Annotated in this window: 18 protein-coding genes; 13 read left to right on the forward strand and 5 right to left on the reverse strand. The window is 37.0% G+C overall.

Annotated features, from left to right (window positions below; genetic code table 11):
* Positions 1-73: 73 nt before the first annotated feature.
* The 9 genes from D1839_RS08815 (at position 74) to nagB (ending at position 7571) form a co-directional block, all read left to right on the forward strand.
* The gene (locus tag D1839_RS08815) at positions 74-640 is read left to right on the forward strand and encodes a TasA family protein (protein ID WP_120379538.1); all 567 of its coding nucleotides are present in this window, start codon (positions 74-76) and stop codon (positions 638-640) included.
* 389 nt (positions 641-1029) lie between these two features.
* On the forward strand, positions 1030-1845 hold the full coding sequence (gene tapA, locus D1839_RS08820; protein WP_158589628.1) for an amyloid fiber anchoring/assembly protein TapA: 816 nt from the start codon (positions 1030-1032) through the stop codon (positions 1843-1845).
* Positions 1838-2419 carry a signal peptidase I SipW gene (gene sipW, locus D1839_RS08825; RefSeq protein ID WP_120379540.1) on the forward strand — a complete coding sequence of 194 codons (582 nt, stop codon included), beginning with the start codon at positions 1838-1840 and terminating at the stop codon, positions 2417-2419. Before tapA ends, sipW begins: the two co-directional genes overlap by 8 nt.
* A 27-nt stretch (positions 2420-2446) precedes the next feature.
* Entirely contained in the window at positions 2447-3106 is a 660-nt protein-coding gene (locus D1839_RS08830) for an LPXTG cell wall anchor domain-containing protein (RefSeq protein WP_120379541.1), read from the forward strand.
* 791 nt (positions 3107-3897) lie between these two features.
* Positions 3898-4032 carry an anti-repressor SinI family protein gene (locus D1839_RS08835; RefSeq protein ID WP_120379625.1) on the forward strand — a complete coding sequence of 45 codons (135 nt, stop codon included), beginning with the start codon at positions 3898-3900 and terminating at the stop codon, positions 4030-4032.
* A 65-nt stretch (positions 4033-4097) separates the two neighbouring features.
* Positions 4098-4424, forward strand: coding sequence for a helix-turn-helix domain-containing protein (locus tag D1839_RS08840; RefSeq protein ID WP_120379542.1), 327 nt, complete (start codon positions 4098-4100; stop codon positions 4422-4424).
* 418 nt (positions 4425-4842) lie between these two features.
* A complete protein-coding gene (locus D1839_RS08845) occupies positions 4843-4995 on the forward strand; it encodes a hypothetical protein (RefSeq protein WP_166554445.1) in 153 nt (50 codons plus the stop codon).
* 667 nt (positions 4996-5662) lie between these two features.
* Positions 5663-6844: an N-acetylglucosamine-6-phosphate deacetylase gene (gene nagA, locus D1839_RS08850; RefSeq protein ID WP_199690042.1), complete on the forward strand. Its 1182-nt coding sequence runs from the start codon at positions 5663-5665 to the stop codon at positions 6842-6844.
* A 1-nt stretch (position 6845) separates the two neighbouring features.
* The gene (gene nagB / locus D1839_RS08855; protein ID WP_120379544.1) at positions 6846-7571 is read left to right on the forward strand and encodes a glucosamine-6-phosphate deaminase; all 726 of its coding nucleotides are present in this window, start codon (positions 6846-6848) and stop codon (positions 7569-7571) included.
* A gap of 635 nt (positions 7572-8206) precedes the next feature.
* Here the strand turns inward: nagB and D1839_RS08860 are convergent.
* Positions 8207-8839, reverse strand: coding sequence for a YigZ family protein (locus D1839_RS08860; protein ID WP_120379545.1), 633 nt, complete (start codon positions 8837-8839; stop codon positions 8207-8209).
* 432 nt (positions 8840-9271) lie between these two features.
* On the opposite strand from D1839_RS08860, the gene D1839_RS08865 reads away from it, so the two are divergent.
* The 4 genes from D1839_RS08865 to D1839_RS08880 all read left to right on the forward strand — a co-directional run bounded on the left by D1839_RS08865 (position 9272) and on the right by D1839_RS08880 (position 15752).
* Positions 9272-10411: a sensor histidine kinase gene (locus D1839_RS08865; protein WP_120379546.1), complete on the forward strand. Its 1140-nt coding sequence runs from the start codon at positions 9272-9274 to the stop codon at positions 10409-10411.
* Positions 10412-10633: 222 nt separating this feature from the next.
* Complete coding sequence (locus tag D1839_RS08870; RefSeq protein WP_120379547.1) at positions 10634-11326, forward strand: response regulator; 693 nt, start codon at positions 10634-10636, stop codon at positions 11324-11326.
* A 575-nt stretch (positions 11327-11901) separates the two neighbouring features.
* Entirely contained in the window at positions 11902-12744 is an 843-nt protein-coding gene (locus D1839_RS08875; RefSeq protein ID WP_120379548.1) for a DegV family protein, read from the forward strand.
* A gap of 1505 nt (positions 12745-14249) precedes the next feature.
* Positions 14250-15752: a response regulator transcription factor gene (locus D1839_RS08880; RefSeq protein ID WP_120379549.1), complete on the forward strand. Its 1503-nt coding sequence runs from the start codon at positions 14250-14252 to the stop codon at positions 15750-15752.
* Positions 15753-16307: 555 nt separating this feature from the next.
* Here the strand turns inward: D1839_RS08880 and D1839_RS08885 are convergent.
* From D1839_RS08885 to D1839_RS08900, 4 genes are all read right to left on the reverse strand, one after another.
* Positions 16308-18140 (reverse strand): AMP-dependent synthetase/ligase, encoded by a 1833-nt coding sequence (locus tag D1839_RS08885; protein ID WP_120379550.1) that lies wholly within the window; start codon positions 18138-18140, stop codon positions 16308-16310.
* Between the two features lie 234 nt (positions 18141-18374).
* Entirely contained in the window at positions 18375-18713 is a 339-nt protein-coding gene (locus D1839_RS08890) for an SCP2 sterol-binding domain-containing protein (protein WP_120379551.1), read from the reverse strand.
* Positions 18714-19236: 523 nt separating this feature from the next.
* The gene (locus D1839_RS08895) at positions 19237-21738 is read right to left on the reverse strand and encodes a YhgE/Pip domain-containing protein (RefSeq protein WP_120379552.1); all 2502 of its coding nucleotides are present in this window, start codon (positions 21736-21738) and stop codon (positions 19237-19239) included.
* A gap of 100 nt (positions 21739-21838) precedes the next feature.
* Positions 21839-23119 carry a DUF5011 domain-containing protein gene (locus D1839_RS08900; protein WP_120379553.1) on the reverse strand — a complete coding sequence of 427 codons (1281 nt, stop codon included), beginning with the start codon at positions 23117-23119 and terminating at the stop codon, positions 21839-21841.
* Positions 23120-23516: the final 397 nt, after the last annotated feature.

The following is a 23516-nucleotide window of genomic DNA, read 5'->3' on the forward strand; positions in this document are numbered from 1 at the left end:
ATAATAGCTCAACCTTCACAGTATGACGGTTCATATTATCTGTTAGATAATTTTAATAAAGGTGGGCAGTAGTGTGGATATAAAAAAAAAGCTAGGAATAAGTATCATTACGGCTATGTTAGGAGTAATTTTAATTAGTGGTGGTACCTATTCTTATTTTAATGATAACGAAGAAACGACAAATACGTTTGCAACAGGTTTATTAAATTTAGGAATTAATAAAACCTCCATTATAGATATCGAAAATCTAGTACCAGGCGACAGGGTTAATGGTCATTTCAAATTAACAAACGATGGAACGGTTGATATGAAGGAAGTTGTACTTCATTCAGATTATGAAGTAGTCGATAAAGGCGAAAACAATAAAGGAGAAGATCTCGCTGATTATATTACTGTTGAGTATTTACATCATGTAAACGGAAACAAAAACGTGATATTTAAAAAGAAATTGTCCGAAATGAAAAATAAATCTATCCCAGTTTTGGAACAATTCCCTGTCAATAGTGATGCAGAAAACTTTTCGGTGAGATTTTCGTTTATGGATAATAAAAAGAGTCAAAACCATTTCCAAGGTGATTACATTCGTTTGCAATGGAGGTTTGAGGCTATGCAGCGAGATGGGAAACCGAACTTTCAATAATCATGGTGATACTTTGGGAAGGGGAGAGGAGTTCTTTCCCAAGTATCATATATATGTAAAAACATAAAACGATTGTTTTACGTTTTTACATATATATTCGCTAAAAACTGTATAAAACAGATAGTGTCCATAGAGGTAGAAATCAACTACGAGTTTATCCCGCATATAAGGTGCTGTAAGTCACCCCTTCAGGAGTTGGATCATCTGTACTGTAACAAGTCTACGTGGGAGATAACAGCATCTAAATGTGTGATTCGTTCGTCTAACCAACATTAGGGAATGAATGAAAAAACCTACTGATTGAAGATTTACTTTAGCAGTGAAATGAATTCCTTTTACGGATATGTGAAAGTAGCAATAAAATCTATATAGAATAAGGGGGGATAGAAGTGAAAAGAAGCCGTATCCGTCGCCATCAAAATAAATATCGTTATTGGTATTTTGGCTTAAAGGTGTTTGTAATTGGTTATGCGGCAGTTTATTTGCTAGGTTACATGACATCTTCAACCACAGCTTATTTTCATGAAAACGTTCCATTAAATGGAGAAGTTACTATTGGTGAGTGGCAGGAACAACTGCCTGTTATAGAAGAAACTTACGAGCTGGAATTTATCCGTAGGCAAGGACAACAGATAACTACATGTGAAGGAGTAACTTTAAAAGCTAAAATCAAAAATGTCGGTTCTGTGGATATGACCAAGTCGATTACGTATGACGTATTTTATGCTGAAAAGGGAAATCCAAGGAAATATGGCAAATCATTGGATCTTAAAAAAGGGGAAGGAGAGATTCATCCGTTAGCAAATAAAGAGACAGCCACATTAACAGCTACAGTAGAACAACCAGGAGTTTACGTGTTTCTTGTGAAGCAAGCTGATGACGATTTGCTATGGAGCAAGGAAATAAACGTGCAATGCAAAGAGAAGCAAAAATCTAAAGATGTAGGTGAGCCTTCAGAAAGCCAAGCACCAAGTCAAGTACAGCCTAACCCAAAAACAGAAAATGAAAAGCGTGAGGAAGCAAAAGACGCTAATCAAGCAAAGGACCTGGAAACGAAGCAGCAAATGGATGAAACAAGCGAAACACAAACGCAACAAACGAAGGCAAATGAGAAGCAAGAAGTAATAGCTGAAGAGAGAAAGCAGTCTACTTTAAAGGGAAAACCTGATTCAAATAACCAAAAGGATGGGGAAAGAAATGAATAATGAAAGAAAAATATTTAAGTGGGCAAATCGTATTGTATCTTATGTGTTATTTATAACGTTACTTGTTGTGGCTAGTATTGTTTTAATGACCAAGGTTTCTGGTGGAGAACCGGAATTATTTGGCTATCAGCTTAAAACTGTCCTATCCGGATCCATGGAACCTGAAATCCAGACTGGTTCAATCATAGCGATAAAGATGATTTCAGAGACAAATGAGTTCAAAAAAGGAGATGTCATTACATTTAAAGCAGATGAAAATAAGCTTGTAACCCATCGAATTGTAGATACGACGAGTACCAAAAATGGGGTTGTATACACAACAAAGGGTGACAATAATAATGCAGCGGACTCTAGCCCTGTCCTTGCTGAAAATGTAGTTGGTGAATATAAAGGATTCACCATCCCTTTCCTCGGATACTTTATACATTTTGCTCAATCACCTAATGGAAGTATTTTCTTATTAATCCTACCAGGGGTGCTCTTGTTAGGATTTGCAGGAATTTCAATTTGGCGAACATTAGCGCAATTAGAAGATGCTAAAAAAACGAATCAAGCCAATGTTAGTGGACATTAGGCTTTGAGGTGGGGAAGTTGATGGATAATGAGGAGAAGTTTTTATATCGCTGTTAGTTTACTCGTTGCATTATTTCTGTCCCTAAGTGGACTTATTACAAAGATTTATGCAGAAGAGGAAATAGCTTTTGATGTGGTTCCGGATGATGTCTTGTTTGACGTTTATAATATGAAACCTGGAGATTGGGCTCCACGAACCGTAACTATAAAAAATCAAGGTAACGATACTTTGCAATATAACATGAAGGTAGAAAGTCAAGGGGGGATAAATCTTTATAATGAACTATATCTAGAGGTAACGGAAGAAGATCGTGCATTATATAACGGAAGGCTGAAAGACTTTATTAGTATGGAACCAAGAACGTTAGCCCCGAATAGTAAAGATGAGATTACAATGACAGTGCGTTTTCCAAAGGAACTAGGAAACGAGTATCAAGGAAGGGAAACGAATTTCTCCATCATTTTTACTGTCGAAGGGGATGGAAACACGAATGAGGAGCAATCTATAATCGGAAAAGTGGGCACGGATTTAAATGATGTTGGCCCAAAGCTTCCTAATACAGCAACAGATATGTTTTTATATATATTACTTGGTTTCATATTAGTTGGAATAGGTGGCTTTTTTATTCTTATTTCTTATAAAGTGAAAAACACAAAACGTCGAGATTTAAGTTGGAAAGACCAATGACTGTACAAATTATAGTTTCATAGCTAATGGTTGTGCGACTTTTAAATTATAAGATTCACCTTTACCCAATCTGAATCAAGCTTTATCTTATCCCAAACGCAATGGGCCGCTAGCCCCCTGCTACGGAGGTCTGCGTAAATATAACACAAACTAAATAGGGGGGCGCTTAAATTCCCATTCGTTGAGCCTGTAAGGTGTCGCGCGCAAGGGGTGACATCAGGAAAAAGCGTTTTTAATTTTTCATAAGGTGCTTGGGGATAACGAAATAACTGAATAGCCACGCCTGGCGCATGTGCCCAGCAACGATGCGACTTCAGAAGTCACCCTACGATAAGGCCTCATCGGTTCATCGCTAAGAGGAAGGTCGACTAAAAACGGGCTTGCCGCTCAGGCCTCGGCATACTTCTGTTGCAGGAGCATGTTTCCTAAAACTTTCGTTGCTTCGTTCCAGTTGCTACGTTGCTAACCGGGCGCTCTGCGCCTTTGTTCAAGGAGCTTTAGGTTTAGCTTTTGATCTACTTCGCCATCATCGGAGGATGAAAGGAACTCCTGCTAATTGAAATTTTCACTATCTGTAGAGAACCAACTTTTCATAAAAAATCAATCGTTTAAAGCAACTTACTTTTAAGGGTATCAGACATTTTTTTCAAAAAACAATACAAAACTAGTTACTATACGACAAAACAAGCTAGAGAACCTTTGGGAAGAGTATAGTATAATAGTTGTGGGGGATATGGCAAAAAAAGCAAGCGCTGCAGCTGCATATGATAAAATGGGGGATGATGATCTTAATGAAGGTGAAGCAGTTATCACTGGATAGCGAATGGATTGAGTTGATAAAACAAGCTAAAACATTAGGTATTCCAATCGAAGATATCCGTTTATTTATACGTGCTGTACGGGAAGGAAATAATGTATTATCATAATTAATTTAGAAATAGTACAACTCACCTATGTTATGGTATAATGCCATTTGAAAGAAGGTGAGGAAGTGATCGGAGATAGAATAAAAAAATTACGAAAAGATAAAAATATGTCAATTTCAGAACTAGCTGAAAAGGCTGGTGTAGCGAAATCATATTTGAGTTCTATTGAACGTGGAATTCAAAAGAATCCTTCTATTCAATTTATGGAAAAAATTAGTTATGTGCTTGGGACCTCCATTAACGAATTGCTAAGGGAAGACCGAAGTATGTCTGCAGAACAGTTAGATGAGGAATGGCTGGACATTGTTAAAGAGGCCATGGAGTCTGGAGTGACTAAAGAACAGTTTAAAGAATTCTTAGAATTTAATAAATGGCGAATTAATAAAGAATAACCGTGGAGCGATAGGGTGCTTGCGGTTATTTTACTTTGTAAGCAAGTTTAATTGTTTTAGCTGTAATTTGTATTTCTATTTTTTATGATTGTACGAAGGTGTTCAACATCTAAACGGGTCATTTTGTTTTTTAAAGAAGCTTAACTGCCCACCACGGTTAATCATGACATATGCTTTAAATAATAATTACTAGCTTACCAATTTGATAATAATAGCATATGATACAGTGAACCAATTTAATTTGAATCCTTTCTACAATTGCATCTATTCTTATTTATGAAAAAATAGTCGAAATGATTGTATAACGCTGTAACTTTTAGTAGAATTTATAGTAATTTAGAAAAAGATTATCGAATTAATGAAGTTGAGCAGTCAATCATTTATGTGCACAAAATGAAGGTGTAAAGGTGGGAATATGATGGGTGAACAAGAGAGGTATAAAAAATTATTAAAAAAAGTTATCCGAGAAACAGAAAATCAAAATATAAAATCTTCTCAAGAAATGGTGAATATGCTTATTAAAGAATTACGAAGTAGCACAATAACAAGTTCAGTAGCGCATAAATCCTAAGATCAAGAAGTAGTATTTTTTCTAGAGATGCTGCTTCTTGATATGTTGTCACCTGTATCAAACGAGCAGTTCAAGTACGAGGCTATAACCATAGGCCTACTGACGAATGTGACTTATTTTAAACAATGGTTGTTTTTTATGAGATAAGAAAGTATAAAGTGAGGCGCTTGGTAAGAACGAAATAATCGAAAAGCTGCTTTCGGCTCCATCGCCCTAAAATAAGGCCTCATTGGTTCGTCGCTAAGAGGAAGGCCGACTAAATACGGGCTTGCCGCCCAGATGTCGGCATAGTCCAATTTTTGTGGCGTCATTCCTAAAACTTTAGTTGATTCGTTCCATTCGCTACGTTGCTAAACGGGCGCTCTGCGCCTTTGTTCATGAATGCAAATAAAGAAATGGAGTTCGGGAGAAGTGACGTGGTATAGTAATAGGTTGCTCAGCTAATTGTAGGTGCTGTATTTAATAATGTACTCACTTAACTGAAATGCAAATCGCGGTTCTCGGATTTTTTATCGATCTGCGATGTAACAAGGCTAGACTGCCAACTAGAAGCAATGTGAAAAAAAACACAAGTTATGTTACCATCGTCCTAGAGAGTTATTTTAAGAAACTTCGTAAGGAAAAAAGGAACATATTACATGATTCATCAGGAAGGAAGCGACGTAAGGTGAAAGAAACTTCTCCAGTGTTAATTAAAAATGCAAAAGTGTACACAGAAACAACGGTTATAGAATCTGGTAATGTATTTATGGAGGCAGGAAAAATTGTTTCCGTCCATAGCTCTGAGGAATTGCCTTCCAATTTACCTGAACGAATACAAATTATTGATGCGAAAGGTTTAGCCGCTATCCCTGGGTTCATTGATGGTCATATTCATGGGGCGAATGGCGCAGATGTGATGGATGCTACTGAAGCTGCTCTAGATACGATGGCTTCTGTATTGCCTAAAGAAGGTACAACTAGCTTTTTAGCAACGACAATTACACAGGCTCCAGAGCAGATTGAGGCTGCTTTAATCAATGTACGGGACTATAGGAATAAGGGAGGGCAAGCAGAGGTAATTGGCGTTCATTTAGAAGGCCCATTCATTGAAAAAACGAAGGCTGGTGCCCAACCTTTACAACATATTAAAGACCCCGATGAAGCTTTATTTGATCGTTGGCAGGAGTTATCCGGGAAGAAAATAAAAACGATTACAATGGCACCTGAGCTTGATCCAGATGGAGCGTTTATTAAAAAACTAGCGGCAGAGGGAATAAATGTCTCTGCTGGTCACACAGATGCTAATTATTCTTTAATGCAACAAGCTATCAAGCATGGAGTTAGACAAGTTACTCATTTATGCAATGCCATGAACGGCATCCATCATCGTGATATTGGTGCAGTTGGTGCGGCCATGGAGTTAAAGGAATTACGTGCAGAACTCATTGCAGATGGCATTCATGTTGTTCCGGAAATGCTACAGCTGATATATCGCAACATCGGCAGTGAACGACTATTACTAATTACCGATGCAATGCGAGCGAAATGTTTACCTGCTGGCGAATATGAATTAGGTGGTCAACCGGTGCACGTATCGTCGGATAGAGCATTATTGGATAATGGTACGTTAGCAGGAAGTATTTTGAAAATGCAGGAAGGCGCGCAAAATATGTTGCGTTTAACAGATGCGACAATGAAAAATATAGTGGAAATGACAGCTGTTAATCCTGCTAAACAAATCAGCATATATGATCGAAAAGGCAGCATCACCCCAGGTAAAGACGCAGATGTTCTTTTAGTAGATGAGCATCTCGAAATTAAATATACATTCTGTCGTGGAATGATAGCTTTTAAAGGAGATAAGTAAAATGGAATTGATTAAGGTTCGTAATTATGAGGAATTAAGTGAGTATGCTGGGAAATTGGTTCTTGAAAAAGTAAATACACTTGAAAATCCGGTACTTGGCTTGGCAACAGGTTCTACTCCAGAAGGACTTTATCAGTATTTAATAAACCAGTATAAAGACGGTAAGGTGTCTTTTGAGCATGTGATTACATTTAATCTTGATGAATATGTAGGCTTAGAAAAAGATGATATTAATAGCTATCATTACTATATGAATGAAAAGCTGTTTAAACATATTGGCATTCCACGTAATCAAACACACTTACCAGATGGAAACGCACTTGATTTAAACGAAGAAGCTACAAATTATGAAAATCGTATCAAACAGGCAGGAAATATTGATTTACAAATACTCGGCCTAGGTCTAAACGGTCATATTGGTTTTAATGAACCAGGAACACCTTTTACAAGCAGGACACATATTGTTCAATTGGATGAATCTACGCGTCAAGCTAATGCACGTTTTTTCATATCCATAGACGAGGTTCCTTCTCAAGCCATTACCATGGGCATTGAAACAATTATGGAAAGCAAACAAATGGTATTGCTTGTGTCAGGGGAAGGAAAAGCGGAGGCGCTGCACCGTGTTATCAACGGCGAAGTAAGTGAGGAATTTCCTGCATCCATTTTACAAAATCATCCTCATGTAATCATCGTAGCGGATGAAGCGGCATGTAAGTTACTTTAAGTGAAATTAGGTTATATGGAAAAGGCAGGAACATAAGCAACTAGTATATAGCAAAAGCCGAACAATTAATTATTTATAATTGTTCGGCTTGTTTGTGTTAGATAACATCTACCACCGCGATGCCAAAAAAGCGTTGTTTTCTCAGCTTGTAGTGTTCCTGCAGGTTTAAAACATAGCATATATACCATGGACGATTTATTCCGAACATAGGCTACGGTAGCCCCTTCATTATTTGGTGAGCAAAAAAGTGAAGTGAAGAGATAACGACTTCTAAGTCCCAATTTTCAGGTCTTCTCCTTAAGTAAATAACGGGATATGGACCTGTTAATTGAGATTTGTATAGTGCCATTTTTATTCAACGGTTTTAGCTATGCCCTAACCACTTTTCCACGATAGATTAAGTCTATGGTAATTTAGATAATATTTTTTGTTTGGAGATAAGAAAGTATAAAAATTTTGGCTTTGGATACCGATATAACGGAATAGCCACGTCCGGCTTAAGCCCCAGCAACGAGGCGATTTCACGAATCGCCCTACGATAAGTCATCATTGGTTCGTGCCTCACCATGATTCCTAAAACTTTAGTTGCTTCGTTCCATTCGCTACGTTGCTAAACGGGCGCCCTGCGCCTTTGTTCATATATCAATTTCTATATAGGTTGTGTCTGTTTCACTTATTTCTGTTTGTGCATTCGTTAGTTCGATAATAAATGCTTTGAACTCGGATTCAAGCCCGATTTTTACATAGACGTGATAAGAAACTTTGTCCGTATAGTCAATTGCTTGGAGGATATATTCTGACTGGCGCAGAGCATGTTCTATTTTACCTGATAGTCCGTAATCTGCAGTAATAGTGAATCCTTGCATTCGTTGTCGCTTTACTACGCCAGTCGTTTTGATCGCTTGCGCAGTTGTACTTCCATATGCACGAATCAATCCACCTGCACCAAGCTTTATCCCCCCAAAATACCGCGTTACAACAACAGCTGTATCTTTTAGTTTCTGCTTCTTTAATACTTCTAAAATCGGGACTCCTGCGGTTCCGCTAGGCTCTCCATCATCATTTGCTTTTTGAATTTGGTCGTGTTCACCAATTAAATAAGCAGAGCAATTGTGGGTCGCATCATGATGTTTTTTCTTAATTGCGTGAATAAATTCTTGTGCAGCAGCTTCTGTCTCTACTCTTTTAACATAACCAATGAAACGGGACTTTTGTATGAGTAATTCATCATGACCCTCGTGTTTCACCGTATAATAACAATCTAGCAACTTATATTTCCTCCTTGGTATTTTGCATGGTAAAATAATAAATAACCGATTGTAAACTGTTTTGTTCTCCGTATTAACAAACGGCGTATTTATGCTAAAATCTATTGTGTTATATGAAATAATGACATAAAGTAATAGGATGTTCAATTAGCATTTTATTTATGTTTCATTTTAAAAGGTATGCTTTTAGGTAGCGGGAATTTGGGATATAAAGTAGCTAATTTGAGTTTCAAGCTGTTATGACAACAACAAGAAACAAGCGAATTACAAATAAATATATAAACTATCTAAGCATATAGGTAGTATAGAATTTAGGCAGTTTAGTAAAATTGAGTAAAAAGATGCATTTTATGTCCTTTTTATGTATGCTAAAAGACCCTATAAAAATTATGAAAGTATGCGTATAATTATAACATAGGTTGGTGGGAAATGATGGCGCAGAGAATTAGTGATAGAGCTTTGGATTATATTATTCATGAAATGATTGAAGTAGTGCAGAATAGTAAAGATGAGATCTTTAACATTAGTGAAGAAGCTAGAAATGAGCATGAGCATCTCGTAAAAGAATTACAGGATACGAAAGTTAAAGTAGCCCAGCACATCAACGATGGAGACGAATTGGAGCAAAAAGTTCGCTTTTCCCGTAGACGTCTGGCTGAAGTAAGCAGGTATTTTGATAGATACTCAGAGGTCGAAATACGAGAAGTTTATGAGATGACACATTCTATGCAAACGAAACTAGCTATGCTGCGTCAGGAAGAGAGTGTATTGCGGGAAAAAAGAGATGATTTAGAACGAAGATTAATTTCTCTCGGACAAACGATTGAACGAGCAGAGGGTTTAGCTGGTAAGATATCTGTAGTACTTAATTATTTGCACGATGATTTTCAGCAAGTGAATGAAATGCTAGAAGAAGCAAAAGAAAAGCAGGAGTTTGGCTTGAAAATTATTGAAGCTCAGGAAGAGGAAAGGCGAAAAATTTCCAGAGAAATTCATGATGGTCCAGCACAAATGCTAGCCAATATTCTACTCCGCTCTGAACTTGTAGAACGTACTTTTCTTAATCAAGATGTTGAACAGGCACTTGCAGAGATGAAAAGTGTTCGAGAAATGATCCGCTCCTCTTTATACGAAGTGAGGAGGATTATTTACGACCTTCGACCAATGGCTTTGGACGATTTAGGATTAATCCCCACCATGAAAAAATATGTAGCGACTGTAGCTGACTATAATGAAGTGAAAATTGATTTCCATTCATTTGGTGAAAAAAAGCGATTGCATCAAAAATATGAAATTGCTGTTTTTCGTTTAGTACAAGAAGCTTTACAAAATGCAGTAAAGCATGCTGAAGCGTCCTTGATTCAAGTGAAATTAGAGATTGGTAAAAGTGATTTGACCATGGTGATTAAAGATAATGGAATAGGCTTTGACCCTTCGATGAAAAGAGATAAGTCGTTTGGATTAATTGGTATGAGAGAAAGAGTAGAGATGCTTGAAGGGGAAATGAAAATTTCGTCCAGTATAGGAAAAGGAACAACCATTTTTATAAAGGTTCCTTATACGTCTGTATAACGTTATAATAAAGTAGAAGTGTTTTTATGTTTGGATGAAAGATATTTCACCTTTTATAATTAGAATACTTCAAGTCTGGTTATAAGAGGTTAGTTATCTGTAACCTCAAATAAGCTTGTTCCAACGCTTGGTTAAGTCTTTAGAATAAGAAGAATTGGATTCTATCATAAAGTAATTTCTGGGGTAATGAAATACATTTTTGATGCAGGAGGAACAAATATAATGAATGAGGAAAGAAAATTACGCATTGTATTAATTGACGACCATAAATTATTTCGCGAGGGAGTTAAGAGAATCTTAGAATTTGAGCCTTCATTTGAAGTAGTGGCAGAGGGCGATGATGGTTCGATGGCTGCTAAACTCGTAAAGGAGAACAACCCTGATGTAGTATTAATGGATATTAATATGCCAAATATGAATGGTGTGCAAGCAACTAAAGATCTTGTACGTTATTTTCCAAATACAAGCGTCATTATCCTTTCCATCCATGACGATGAGAGCTATGTCACTCATGCGCTTAAAACGGGAGCACAAGGCTATTTGTTAAAAGAAATGGATTCGGATGCACTTATTGAAGCGATTAAAGTAGTAAGTGATGGCGGGTCTTATCTCCACCCTAAAGTGACACATAACTTAGTAATGGAGTATCGCAGACTAGCAAAGGATAATATCTCCTCTCTTTCGGAAAGTGGAATTGAATATCGACAACCGCTTCATTTATTGACTAAAAGAGAATGCCAAGTGCTCCAATTATTGGCAGATGGCAAGAGTAACCGTGCGGTAGCTGAAACTTTATATATTAGTGAAAAAACAGTAAAAAACCATGTTAGTAATATTTTGCAAAAAATGAATGTTAATGATAGAACTCAAGCTGTAGTTGCTGCTATCCGTAAAGGATGGGTAGAAGTAATTTAAACTAATCTACGCGGCGGAGGCATTTGCTGCAAATATCATATATAGCTTTAAAAAAATGCTGCTTCTATATGGAGGTGGCATTTTTTGTTCAGAGAGATAAGAAAGTATAAAACTTGTTACTTTGGGATACCGATATAACGGAATAGTCACATCCGGCATGTGTTGGCCAAACTTATTTTTCTTAACATTTAAGGAACAATAAGACTCCTACTGCAGTATGGAACACCAGTGATGAAACAAGCCTGAGCGAGAAACAAAAACAAATCAAAGTTGTTGTTAGATCATACCATACGGTTAATAATCCGCGGTGGGAGGAATAAAAGTCGTATGGATGGAAGATTCCCTTTAAAGGAGTGAAATGAAAGCAGTTGATCAGCTATTATTCTTAAGCATTGTTTCAAAGCTAATGTAATATAAATGGAAGATCTTAAGGTGAGAGCAAATTCCGTAAATACTTGATAGAGTAATTGATTTCATGTAAAACATGCAATTTTTATTTTTTTCATGTAGAATATAGTAGGATTGTTATATGAAAATATCAAAAGCAGAGAATATGGAAAGAGGAGAAGGTTTGCATGAAAGTTGCTGTAATGACAGACAGCACCGCTTATATACCGAAAGAAATACGCGATAAGTATGATATATATATGGTGCCTTTAAGTGTCCAATTTGCTAATGCTTCTTACCAGGAAGAAATTGATATTACGACGAATGAATTTTATCAAAAATTAACTGATATAAAAGAGTTACCAAAAACCTCACAACCATCGATCGGGTACATTACTAGTTTACTAGAGGAGATAGCTAAAGATTATGATGCAGTTGTCTCTGTTCATCTTTCCAGTGGAATTAGTGGTACGTACCAGGCTGTAGTGAGCGCTGGTGAAATGGTAGATGGAATTGATGTTTATGCTTATGATTCTGAAATAAGCTGTATGGCGCAAGGTTTTTATGTGTTAGAAGCGGTAGATATGGTGAGGAATGGAAAGCTTCCTGACGAAATTATCCAGCGCTTCGATGAAATGAAGCAAACGATGCGTGGTTATTTTATGGTTGATGATTTGAGTAATTTGCACCGCGGTGGACGACTAAATGGTGCTCAAGCAATAGTAGGGAGCATGTTGCAAGTGAAACCGATTCTTCATTTTGTAGATAAGGTAATTGTTCCTTTTGAGAAAATTCGCACAAAGAAAAAAGCTCTTCAACGAATACTTGATTTATTGGAAGCTGATGCGTCTGAAGGACATCCGTTGAAAGTGGCCTTTATTCATGCGAATAATGAATCTGCTGCAATAGATTTACAACAACGTTTTTTAGAAAAACATCCTGACACTGATACAAGTATTAGTTATTTTGGACCTGTAATTGGTACACATCTTGGAGAAGGTGCACTAGGTGTGACGTGGTATAAAAAATAGAGCATTCTGAAACCGAGTCCTCTATGAACCAATTGTTTTTTTATTATACTGCTTCTATGGAGCATGTTATAAGGCCCGTGATAAGGAGGGCCTTAACTCCATAGGTAACTAACATTCATTTAATAGTTTAGTTTGAGATCTGTTAGCTCTTTATCCAATCTTTCTTGCGTTAAAAAAGACGGCCAAGGAAAGGATATTGAAACTAATTTTTTCCATATATTTTAATATAACCCTCAAGTAGTAATACTTCGATAGCTTTCTACAAGAATACGTAAAAGAAAAAGCACTCAGCTAATATAATCCTTCTGGAAGGCATATCAACACGTAGTGAGGATCCAGTAGTAAAATCTACCAATATTCCCTACTGCTACACTAACTCAAAATAGCACGAATCATAGCAAGTCGAGATGGGACTTACTCCTATAGAAAACCAAACGAGCGTTCAGTTGTAGTACGAACAGAGTACATACAAAATATAGATTTTTGGCGATGGTAAGTAACTATGATTTTATTGGCTGTAAACCATGTTAGTGCTAAAGAAGGGAATTGGGACATAAACGAGAGTGTTAACATCTAAAAAGAGCATTTATATCTTGGTAAATTCGAGTACTACTGATTACTTCTCCATCTAAAGCAATTACCTCAGCAAACATAGTAATATTTCTCTGCTTTGGGATTAACACTACTTCATTTACTTCTCATCTGCTCACAAACCTTCCTGTATGATTTGTAAATGCTAGGTACATCACCAACCTCCTATTATCCAACACCCATACCAACTTTAATCCACTCCTTTTAATTCATAAAACCAACGTTGTATCCCTTTTTATTTTCTGATAGTATGATAATAGTTATAGTACAGAGGTGGATATGATGACCTGTTGTATAAAAGAACTTTGAATTGCTACGTTTTCATCAATTTTTAAAGAAATGCTTGTTTTATGTTTTACAAAGCGATCATCGCTTAGTAAAAGAAAGCTAGATCTTAATCTAAAAAAACAAAGAAGAGGAGGGGGGAGCTCAAAGCTAATAATTAATAAACCACATATTAAAAAACGGAATAAAATTAGGATATTCACTGTAAGGGGTTGTTTTATTTAAAGAACGTTTTTTCTTTAAGAGATAAGAAAGTATGAAAATTTTGGCATTGGGATAACGATATAACGGAATAGTCACGTCCGGATCCATCGCCCTCCGATAAGTCATTATTGGTTCGTATCCTCACCATGATTCCTAAAACTTTAGTTGATTCACTCCAGTCGCTGCGTTGCTAACCGGGCGCCCTCCGCCTTTGTGCGTGAAACAGCTATAATGGAAGATATACTTGAAAATGTAGCTATGTCGCTATCGGTTTACTTATCCTTGCAAAAGAAAAATGATTTTTTTAGTTATCGTAGTATCAGGATAAATACTAATCCGTATAAGCTTTAGTTGAAGAAGCTAAAAAACTCCATGATGGTTGGGAAAGGTAAGTTAATTGATGAAAAGGAAGGGGAGAACGTTTCATGACATTGACTTTAGACCACTATCTAGACTCCTTATTTCATCACGGACTAGACATCATGCGGGAAAATGAAAAAGCGATACAACATAATTGGGAACAAGTACAACATTATTTTAAACATACAGGTAAAAAAATCGCAAGCACTATAGTAATATCCGTTAAAATTTTTTCGGAAATTATTTTTAATCATCCCTATGATAAAGAAACAATTATGAACCAGTTGCGGGACGCTTGGAATAAAGAAATAGGGAATAATCTATGGAACCAATTCACATTGTCATTGTTGGAAAATTCAGTTTACCAGGCTGCCAAAGTAAATAAGGATAATAATTATAATGATCATCAAGCAATTCAATATGTGTTTACTAAAATAAATGAGCATATTCTTACAGGAAAGTTAGAGCACTTATACACAATGGACACTTTCTTAAAACACCTGGTTGTTTCTGAACAGCTACCAATTGAGTGGATAGCAGTTGTCGCAAGAAAAGGCAATAGATTTTACGTGGACAAATGGTTCAATCAATATCAATGTTTATTAAACAAGTATGATAATCTTGCAGCAGATACTATATTTGATGTAATGGAACAGCTATTGGGGTGTATTACTCATTCAGTAGATAAAAGTGTGATGACGATTCCATTTGAAAATATGACTTTATTATTGTGTACGGACAAACATTGCACGGGACATATTGTTCCTTTTATCCATCACGCTCTGTATCTTTTTCAAAGTAGCAAAACAATTTTAAACATAACCCAGCAAGAACAGCGGTGGAAGGATTCTGTTATTATGTTTTATGAATCTATTATGCAGGCTAAAACATTGAAAGAGGCATTGGAGTTGGTAACAAAAGGGTTTACAGATTATTTACCGTTTGAGCGTTGCGGGATTTTTTCCTATTCCCCCAACGATGAGATTGGGATTGGTTTATCTGGTCATCGCTTCAATATAAAAGCCATTCAAGAAATAGCTGAAGATGTACGTAATTTCCCGCTCATTCATAATGGTTTAGAGCTGTTGCAGTTGCTCGGAAACGGAATAAAGTTTTTGCAGCCACTTTATATTTCCGATGCCAAAAACAGTTTTCCAATTCGATATATCCAGCAATTTCAATTAAAATCCGTAGTTGTGGCGCCAATTTTCAAGGCTTCTCACCATGAATTAATTGGAGCAGCTATTTTGGACCAAGGAGCCAATAAACATTTCGCCATGTCACAAGATACGTATAAGGCGTTGATTAAGTTTGGACAAAGTGCAGGAGAAATTATTGGCAAATTTAAAAATAATTTCAATTACTTAAACCAATCTCTTCAGCTGTCATCAAGAGAAATTGAAGTTTTAACATTAATGGCAGAAGGAGAATCTACAAGTAGCGCTGCTGACAAGCTACATTTAAGTGAGTATACAGTAAGGGATTATATTACAAAAATTATGCAAAAAATGAAAGCGAAGAACCGAACAGAAGCAGTGGCCTATGCAATAAGACAGGGAATTATTTAAACACCCTTTTTTGGAGGACAAAGAAAGCAAGATAAAAAGGTGCATTTCTTCTATTTCCTTCTTTTTTTGTAAGGCACGAAAAACTTCCAACTTCAAGGATTGCAGGTAACGTGAATTAGCCCTCCGAAGAAAACGGGTAGGGGTACGAGAAAAAGTGTTTTCTCAAAGCTACCCGATATGTTAACGCTCTGTTCTTCTTCGAGGGGAAATTGCTTCTTGTACGGTAACGTCCCGCTTAAGCGCCCAGCAACTAGACGACTTCACGAAGGCGCCTTTCGATAATAAGTCAACATCGGTCCGTGGTTTAAAAGGAAGGCCGACTAAATAAGGGCTTGCCGCTCAGGCGTTGCATGCTCCTGTTGTAGGAGCATGCTTCCTAAAACTTTCGTTGCTTCGTTCCAGTCGCTACGTTGCTAAACGGGCGTCCTGCGCCTTTGTTCCTAGAAAAGTATATCGAGTGAGTGTAGGGTATAAAATGACAAACAATATTTCCTGTCCGCAGGATAAGCGCGATGAGCTAGGTGAGAAAAAAGATTACTTCCAGATAAGGTATCGCTAACCTATAATCGCAATTTGCTGATCGTTCTTTCCTTCTCTATATACGGAGTCAATTAAATGTTGATATCTATTTTCAACAATATCCGTTTTAAGGGATAGCTTTGGTGTTAATTCTCCACCATCAATTGTCCATTCCTTGCTAATAATAATTACTTTTTTAGGTCGTGCATAATTTGTTAAATTTATAGTTAATCTGTTTACTTCTTCATTTAAACAAAGCTGTACTTTTTTATTATTAATTAGTTCTTCTCTCGAATCGGTATAGATGTGGTGCTTTTTTGCCCATGGGATTAGGTTTTCGTAATCTGGGTTTACCAATGCAATAACGTATTTTCTTCCATCGCCAACTACAAGTGATTGATTGATATATGCACTTTCGTTTATTGCTGTTTCAACTGGTGCTGGCGCGACATTCATCCCGGTAGATAGAACAAGGATTCGCTTTTTACGGTCAATTATTTTTAAATAGCCTTCTTCTTCAAATTTTCCAATATCGCCTGTTTTAAACCAGCCTTCATCAAAAGCTTTTTCTGTTTCTTCGGGATTATTATAATAACCTTGTGTGATATTAGGACCTTTTACTAATATTTCTCCATCTTGAGCAATTTTTAATTCAACGTTGGGTAAAATTTTTCCAACTGTACCTGCTTTTGCACGGATGATTGGATTTGTGGAAATAATAGGTGATGTTTCCGTTAATCCATAGCCTTCCAGTAATGGTATATCTAAAGCCCAGAAAAATTTTGCGATGTCTGCATTTAGGGTTCCTCCACCAGACACGAGTCCACGTAACCTACCGCCTAACTGTTTTTTTACTTTTTGATAAACAAGTTTATTAGCGATTTTCCATTTACGCGCTAGTCTTTTAGGTAAATAATCTTGGGAAATATATTGATTAATGGTTGCATTCAGATAGTATTTATACTTTTCTTGACCGACTGATAGTGCCCAATTAAAAATTTTTCTTTTAAGGGCTGGTCCATTTTCCATCTCGCCTTGTACTTTTGTATATATTTTTTCAAACAACCTCGGGACACTTGTCATGACAGTAGGGTTGAACTTCTGGAGATCTTCAGGGATAGTGGTAATATTTTCTGCATAACTTATTGTTGTTCCAATTGATAATGGTAAATAATGACCTGCTAACCTTTCAAAAATATGGGAAAGCGGCAAATAAGAAAGAGAAACGTCTTCAGGTAACAGTTCAACCACCCAAAATTGGACACCCTCTATATTGGCCAAAATGTTTCCATGTGATAACATCACACCTTTTGGTTTTCCTGTCGTTCCAGAAGTATTCATTATGGTAAGGAGATGATTCCGACCAATATGCTGCCAAGATTGTTCCCAATACACTTGGCTTTGATTCTTTCCGATGTTTTCTACCTCTTTAAACGACATAAAATGATCGACTTCCATTTGCTCTGAGAACATCATAATAATATGATCTAACTGTACTCCTGTTTCTATCAACTTATTATATTGTTGCTTATTTTCAACAATGGCAGCTGTGATATCGCAGTTTTTTAAAATATAAGCAACTTGTTCCGAAGGGATGGTAGGATAGATGGGGACGCTGACAGCTGAAATGCTAGCTAATGCAAAGTCAGAAATTGCCCACATAGGGTTGCTATTAGAAATAATAGCAACCTTAGCTCCAGAGGTTATGCCAATGTATGTTAATCCATTCGCGAAATCTTTAATTCTATCCCATAAATCGTGATATGTTATTTTTTTAATGGACCCTTTTTCCTTCCATTGGTAAGCTATATTGCTAGGAAATTGTTCAACGGTCCGATGAAGCATTTGCAAAACATTAGCTACTTTCATTTCCCATCACCTCTTTACAATGATCAAACAAAATTCGTTAAATAACTTGAAGACGAAAGGCAACCCTATTTAATAAATGAACCAAATTAAAACATTAAGAATAATCTAATAAATAAGTCCGTGCTAATGCCAAAACTGCAACGCTAGCGACTTCTAGCTGCATACTCGCTAAAGTAAAGGATGGAAGCTAGGCTATCAACTGGAACTTCTTCTAAAAAATTATTTTACCCAGATTTATGGAATCTTAATCCGAGACAAAATGCTTTCTAACTTCAACGCCGTTCCCATATCACCTTCAATCTTCAACTTGCCAGTTAAAACAGCTGTTGCTCCACTTAATTTTCCTTTCGCCAGTTTAATAAAGCTATCTGTCTTCATATGAAGGGTACAGTCTGATTTTTCACTTGCCCCTTCGCTCATGTAGCTCTCCTCACCACGAAGTACAAGTTGATAAGTATCCGGAACATCATCTTTTAAGTGAAATTGATAGACAGCTTCCATTCCTTTAATAAGTGCTGGATTCTCTTTTAAAGCAGCATTGATTGTGGCGATAACGTTTTTAACATTTGACATGGGTCTGTCCTCCTTATTTGTGGAATATATCCTATCGTATAAGAAGTTTCATTTGCTTCCTATACCGTTAATTGTCGGTTAAATTCCCTTATAGATGCCAAACCCCTAAAATTATATGTTACTTATGGATTTTAAAAAATAATACCCTTAATACAATGTATTTTTGGATAGCGTTGACTAAACGAACAGCGTATCAAATGGCGTTTCTACAATGAAATAACAATGCGAGGTTATATTCAGATGCAAAAAATCTGATACTATATCATATTTCAAGTGCTGTCAGGTAGTTTCGTTCAACAAACTTAAGCTCATGTAATGGATGAAGAGTTGTTCTCTTCACTTTACTTCTACTGTTTTGACTTTTGACATGGAACACCACCTCATTATTTCTACCTCTTTACCACTTTGACTAGACGAAGCTACTTTTTTTAAAAAAATGATCCACCGTGCAGAAACGGTTGGATCATTTCTGAAATAATGAATAGAACTGCATCATGTAGGTAATGAAGCAATTTTTAGGACTTTAGCCTACAGATTCACCAACTTCCTCCTTATTATTTAAATTTGCCTGTTCCCGCAGTGACCGATATTTGAACATAAAGACTAGTAATGCTAATATGACAAATAGAGCAAAATAAACGAATAATATAATGATGTTTTCCCACATATTAGCCGTGTTTCCTATTGTAATAATATTTCGATAACTGTTTATGGAATACGTAAATGGCAAAAAGACGCTTAGATTACGTAATCCTTCTGGAAGCATATCAACTGGTAACGCAGATCCAGTCGTAGATAATTGTAGGACAACAAATGTCAAGGCAAGGAACCTACCAATATTTCCAGCTAAACCTACTAAGAATAAAACAATCATTAAGAAAGTGAGGCTCACCATAATAGAAAATAGGACAAAGGATATACTGCTTTGTACATCCAGCTTTAATATAAATAAGGTGTACAAAGAGATAATTAACGCTTGGATGACAACTAACATAGATAATTTTGCTGTTTTACCGGTAAACCATGCTATTGCTGATGAGGGAAAAGCAACTGGTTTTCGGTATTGAACTGCAAAAGACAGTGCGAAGACCCCGGCGTAAAGTGCCAATGTTAAAATATATGGAGCGTTTGCATCACGATAAAACGAAAAACTATTAATTACTTTACCAGCTAAAGCAACGGGCTCGGCAAACATCGCAATATTTTCCTCTTCTGGATCGATGCTGCTCGTTTGCTCAGCGCCTCCCTCTAGACCTTTATGCAACTCTTCACTTCCATCAGATAGCTGTCCTAAACCTCCATCTACTTCTGAGACGCCGTCTGTTAACTTTGCCCAACCTTCTTTTACAGTATGGTTTCCTTCACTTAACTGGCTGGAACCATCGTGCAGTCTCATTGCGCCAGAGGATAGCTCTCTCCATCCACTTTCAACGATTTTGTTGCCATCACGAACTTGCGATGAACCATCATGCAGTTGCTGTGCTCCAGCTGTTAGATCATTCCAGCCGTTTTTAACAGTTGCATTGCCATCTTGCACTAGTTTCGTTCCTTCTTTTAGTTTAGCAACGTTTTTTTGTAATTCTTTCCACCCTGCAGCTACCGTATGGTTACCAGCTGCTACTTCCTTTGAGCCACCCGCTAACTTGCTTGCACCGTTTTGTAATTGTTGTTGACCTTCTACAAGTTGAGCAAGACCGTTGTCTAAGGTTACCATTCCAGGGTTGAAATCATTTTTTAACCCATTCCTTAATTCATGAGCTCCGTCTACCAGTCTTTGGAAATCTTTTTGTTTTTGAGGAGCTGTTTTTAAATTTTCGTTTAATTGTCCCATAATCAGATTATATAGAACATTATTCTCTAATCCATCAACACTGTTAGGTAGTTGTTCCAGAGCTGCTTGCAAATTTTGCATGGATTCAATGGTTTCATTAACACCTGCTTGTGCTTGCTGGACTCCTGCTGCCAATTGTTCACTACCCGGCAGAATTTTTTGATTCAGCCCATCTTTTAATTGGGAACTTCCAGACTTCGCTTGTTTAGCGCCTTCCAGTAGTTCGGTTGAACCGGAATGAAGCTCACTCGCCCCATCCGCTAATTGGGAAGCCCCGTTTGACAAGCGGTTAATATCAGCTGATTTTTCATTTAAAGCAGTTAATAGTTGGGAAGTTCCATCATTGACTTGCTTGGCTCCATCTGCAAGTCGCCCAATATCATTTATTCTAGTTTGTAAATTATTTAATAAAATGCCAGTTCCATTATTTAGTTCTTGGGCACCATTAGCAAGTCTCGTTATGTCTTCCTGCTTAGATACTAAGGATTCTTTCATTGTTTGTGATCCATCTTCCAATTGGTTAGCCCCATTTGCTAAACGACCAATATCAGGGGACTTTTCATTTAAAGAGTCAAGAATTTGTTCGGACCCATCTCTTAACTTTCCAGTTCCATCGTTGATTTGTTTAGCGCCATCCGCAGCTTCGCCGAACCCGTTAGCAACTTCTTTTAATTGAGAGACAACGTTTTCTACATATGTTGCAGTTATTTGTGTAGATAACTGAGTTTTTAATGTTTCGACAGCTTTATTGGTGACTTGGGCAGCCATAAAATGCAGACCTTCATTTTGCGTAAATATTAATTCTGGTTTTACCGGATCGTCATCCAGTACAGTCAATGCTTTCTTTGAAAAGTCTTGCGGTACTTCAATGGTCATATAATATTGCATATTTTTCATGCCATTTTGTGCTTCTTCTGAAGTGACGAACTCCCATCCTAGTACATTATTTTCTTGTAAACTCGTTAATAAACTTTCGCCAATATTTATTTTTTCACCTTCTGATATTGCTCCAAGGTCGTTATTAACTACAGCGACTGGTAAATTATCCGTGTTATCGTACGGACCCCATTTAGGTGACAGCATGATCATTGCATAAATTAGCGGAACAAGAACTGCTAAACAAACTGATATAAGTATAAATCGGTTTTTGAAAATGTGTTTCAATTCTGCTGACACATACCTCATTCTACTCATGTAACGTCCTCCTTCTGAATCTTTCTTCCATCCCCATGATTGGTCGGTAAGAAAAGGCAATGAAAATCATAGGAGATTTTCACTGCCTATCTTCAATTATTTAATTGAAGACGAACTTTCTAGTGACATATAAAGCTCCACCCAAAACTAAGAGTAAAGTGCCAATTAATAAAATGAATGGAGTGTTCGTCGCTGTATTAGGGAGAACATTATTTTGCATATCGTTTTTTGGATTATCAATCTTACCACCAGGGTTTCCGTTACCATCATCAGGCTGTTGGCCACCGCCAGGTTTCCCGTCATTCGGATCGTTCCCACCAGGAAGTTCGTCGCCACCTGGTTTATTTTCATCCCCTGAATCGTCGTCGCCATCATCTGGTTTATTTCCATCACCTGGATCATCGTCGCCAGGTTTATTCCCGTCATTCGGATTGCTACCACCAGGCTGTTCGCCGTCACCTGGATCATCGCCATCAGGTTGTCCGCCATCCCCAGGTTTATCCCCATCGCCTGGCTCTTCAGTATTTTTTACGAAGATGGTGCGGGTTGCGGTAGTTTTATTTCCTGCTTTATCCGCTACAGAATATGTAACAGTGTATTCACCTGCTACATCCGTATTCACGTTTCCGGTAATGGTTATCTGGTCGGTTATGTCTCCGTCAACATTATCTGAGGCTGTAGCACCGAGCTCCGTATACGGCTCTCCTATTTTTAAATGCATTGGGTTATCCCCGATTATAGAAATTTCTGGATCTGTAGCGTCAGCAGCTTCCTCTACTTGTACTGTCGCTAATAAGCTATCACTAGGTGGAGTGCATGTAACAGGTAAATTAATTGGTGTGCTCCCTAACTTGGCGTGAATCTCTGCTTCTATTTCGCCAACATGGATGTCTACACTTTCCTCACCTGCAGTTACGTTAGTATCTTTCCCACTAATTTGGAAGGGGATAAAAGTATCCTCTTCATTAAAGGGGGTTTCTGGAATTGCAGCTCCTTCTTCACCAACTGCATTTACGGTTTGGTTTACTGTTTGTAGCTGAAATTGACTTACATGACCATTAAATGGATTAATAAACGCCTTTAATGGAGCAAGTTCACCAGTTAAATCAACTTGAATTGCAGTCTTCATGTCTGTTACTGGAATTTCCTGATTCGGTTGAACAAAGTCAGGGATCGATACAGTAGGGGTTACATTCATCTTAATCTCAATATCTCCTGCAAGGGAAGTAGAAGCAACACATAAATAATCAAATGATTTTTTAACTTCCGTTGCATGCACAGGTTTAACATTGTTGATATAGAAAAACACGACAATTAAACTAAGTGAAATAGTGATTAGTTTTTTTAAAAAATTATTAATCGTAAACTCCCCCTTATCCAATAATTAACCTTTCGTTATCTCCCTGTATCACGCTCCGATCTATAAAACGTATCTAACGCAATGTTGTAAACCTTTTCATTTTCTGCTAATGCGAAAACAGTTATAGTACAGAATTGAAAAAAGTATCCTGTTGTAATAAAGCTATAAATGTACTTTATATTGTTTTTATTATTTATACAATTCCGAAAAATATAGCGTGCAGGTTACCTGCTTTATTTTTTATCCCTACTTTTATAGGTGCCCGCATACAGTAGTGGAAAGATGCGGTTAGAAATGAACCGTGTCCATTAAGTTAGCCATACCATTTGTCAATTAGAGAGATTGAAGTTTTCACATTGATGGTTGAAGGAGAATCAACAAGATGCTACTAATAAATTGCAGTTAAGTGTGCGCGATT

Source organism: Roseburia sp. 1XD42-34 (genome assembly GCF_009917385.1).
GTDB lineage: Bacteria > Bacillota > Bacilli > Bacillales > Amphibacillaceae > Virgibacillus.

What these genes read in the sequence shown, in the direction of transcription:
- sipW (WP_120379540.1), top strand. Translation starts at nt 1,838, where the DNA reads ATGAATAATGAAAGAAAAATATTTAAGTGGGCAAATCGTATTGTATCT.
- D1839_RS08830 (WP_120379541.1), top strand. Translation starts at nt 2,447, where the DNA reads ATGAGGAGAAGTTTTTATATCGCTGTTAGTTTACTCGTTGCATTATTT.
- D1839_RS08835 (WP_120379625.1), top strand. Translation starts at nt 3,898, where the DNA reads ATGAAGGTGAAGCAGTTATCACTGGATAGCGAATGGATTGAGTTGATA.
- D1839_RS08845 (WP_166554445.1), top strand. Translation starts at nt 4,843, where the DNA reads ATGGGTGAACAAGAGAGGTATAAAAAATTATTAAAAAAAGTTATCCGA.
- nagB (WP_120379544.1), top strand. Translation starts at nt 6,846, where the DNA reads ATGGAATTGATTAAGGTTCGTAATTATGAGGAATTAAGTGAGTATGCT.
- D1839_RS08865 (WP_120379546.1), top strand. Translation starts at nt 9,272, where the DNA reads ATGGCGCAGAGAATTAGTGATAGAGCTTTGGATTATATTATTCATGAA.
- D1839_RS08870 (WP_120379547.1), top strand. Translation starts at nt 10,634, where the DNA reads ATGAATGAGGAAAGAAAATTACGCATTGTATTAATTGACGACCATAAA.
- D1839_RS08875 (WP_120379548.1), top strand. Translation starts at nt 11,902, where the DNA reads ATGAAAGTTGCTGTAATGACAGACAGCACCGCTTATATACCGAAAGAA.
- D1839_RS08880 (WP_120379549.1), top strand. Translation starts at nt 14,250, where the DNA reads ATGACATTGACTTTAGACCACTATCTAGACTCCTTATTTCATCACGGA.
- D1839_RS08885 (WP_120379550.1), bottom strand. Translation starts at nt 18,140, where the DNA reads ATGAAAGTAGCTAATGTTTTGCAAATGCTTCATCGGACCGTTGAACAA.
- D1839_RS08890 (WP_120379551.1), bottom strand. Translation starts at nt 18,713, where the DNA reads ATGTCAAATGTTAAAAACGTTATCGCCACAATCAATGCTGCTTTAAAA.
- D1839_RS08895 (WP_120379552.1), bottom strand. Translation starts at nt 21,738, where the DNA reads ATGAGTAGAATGAGGTATGTGTCAGCAGAATTGAAACACATTTTCAAA.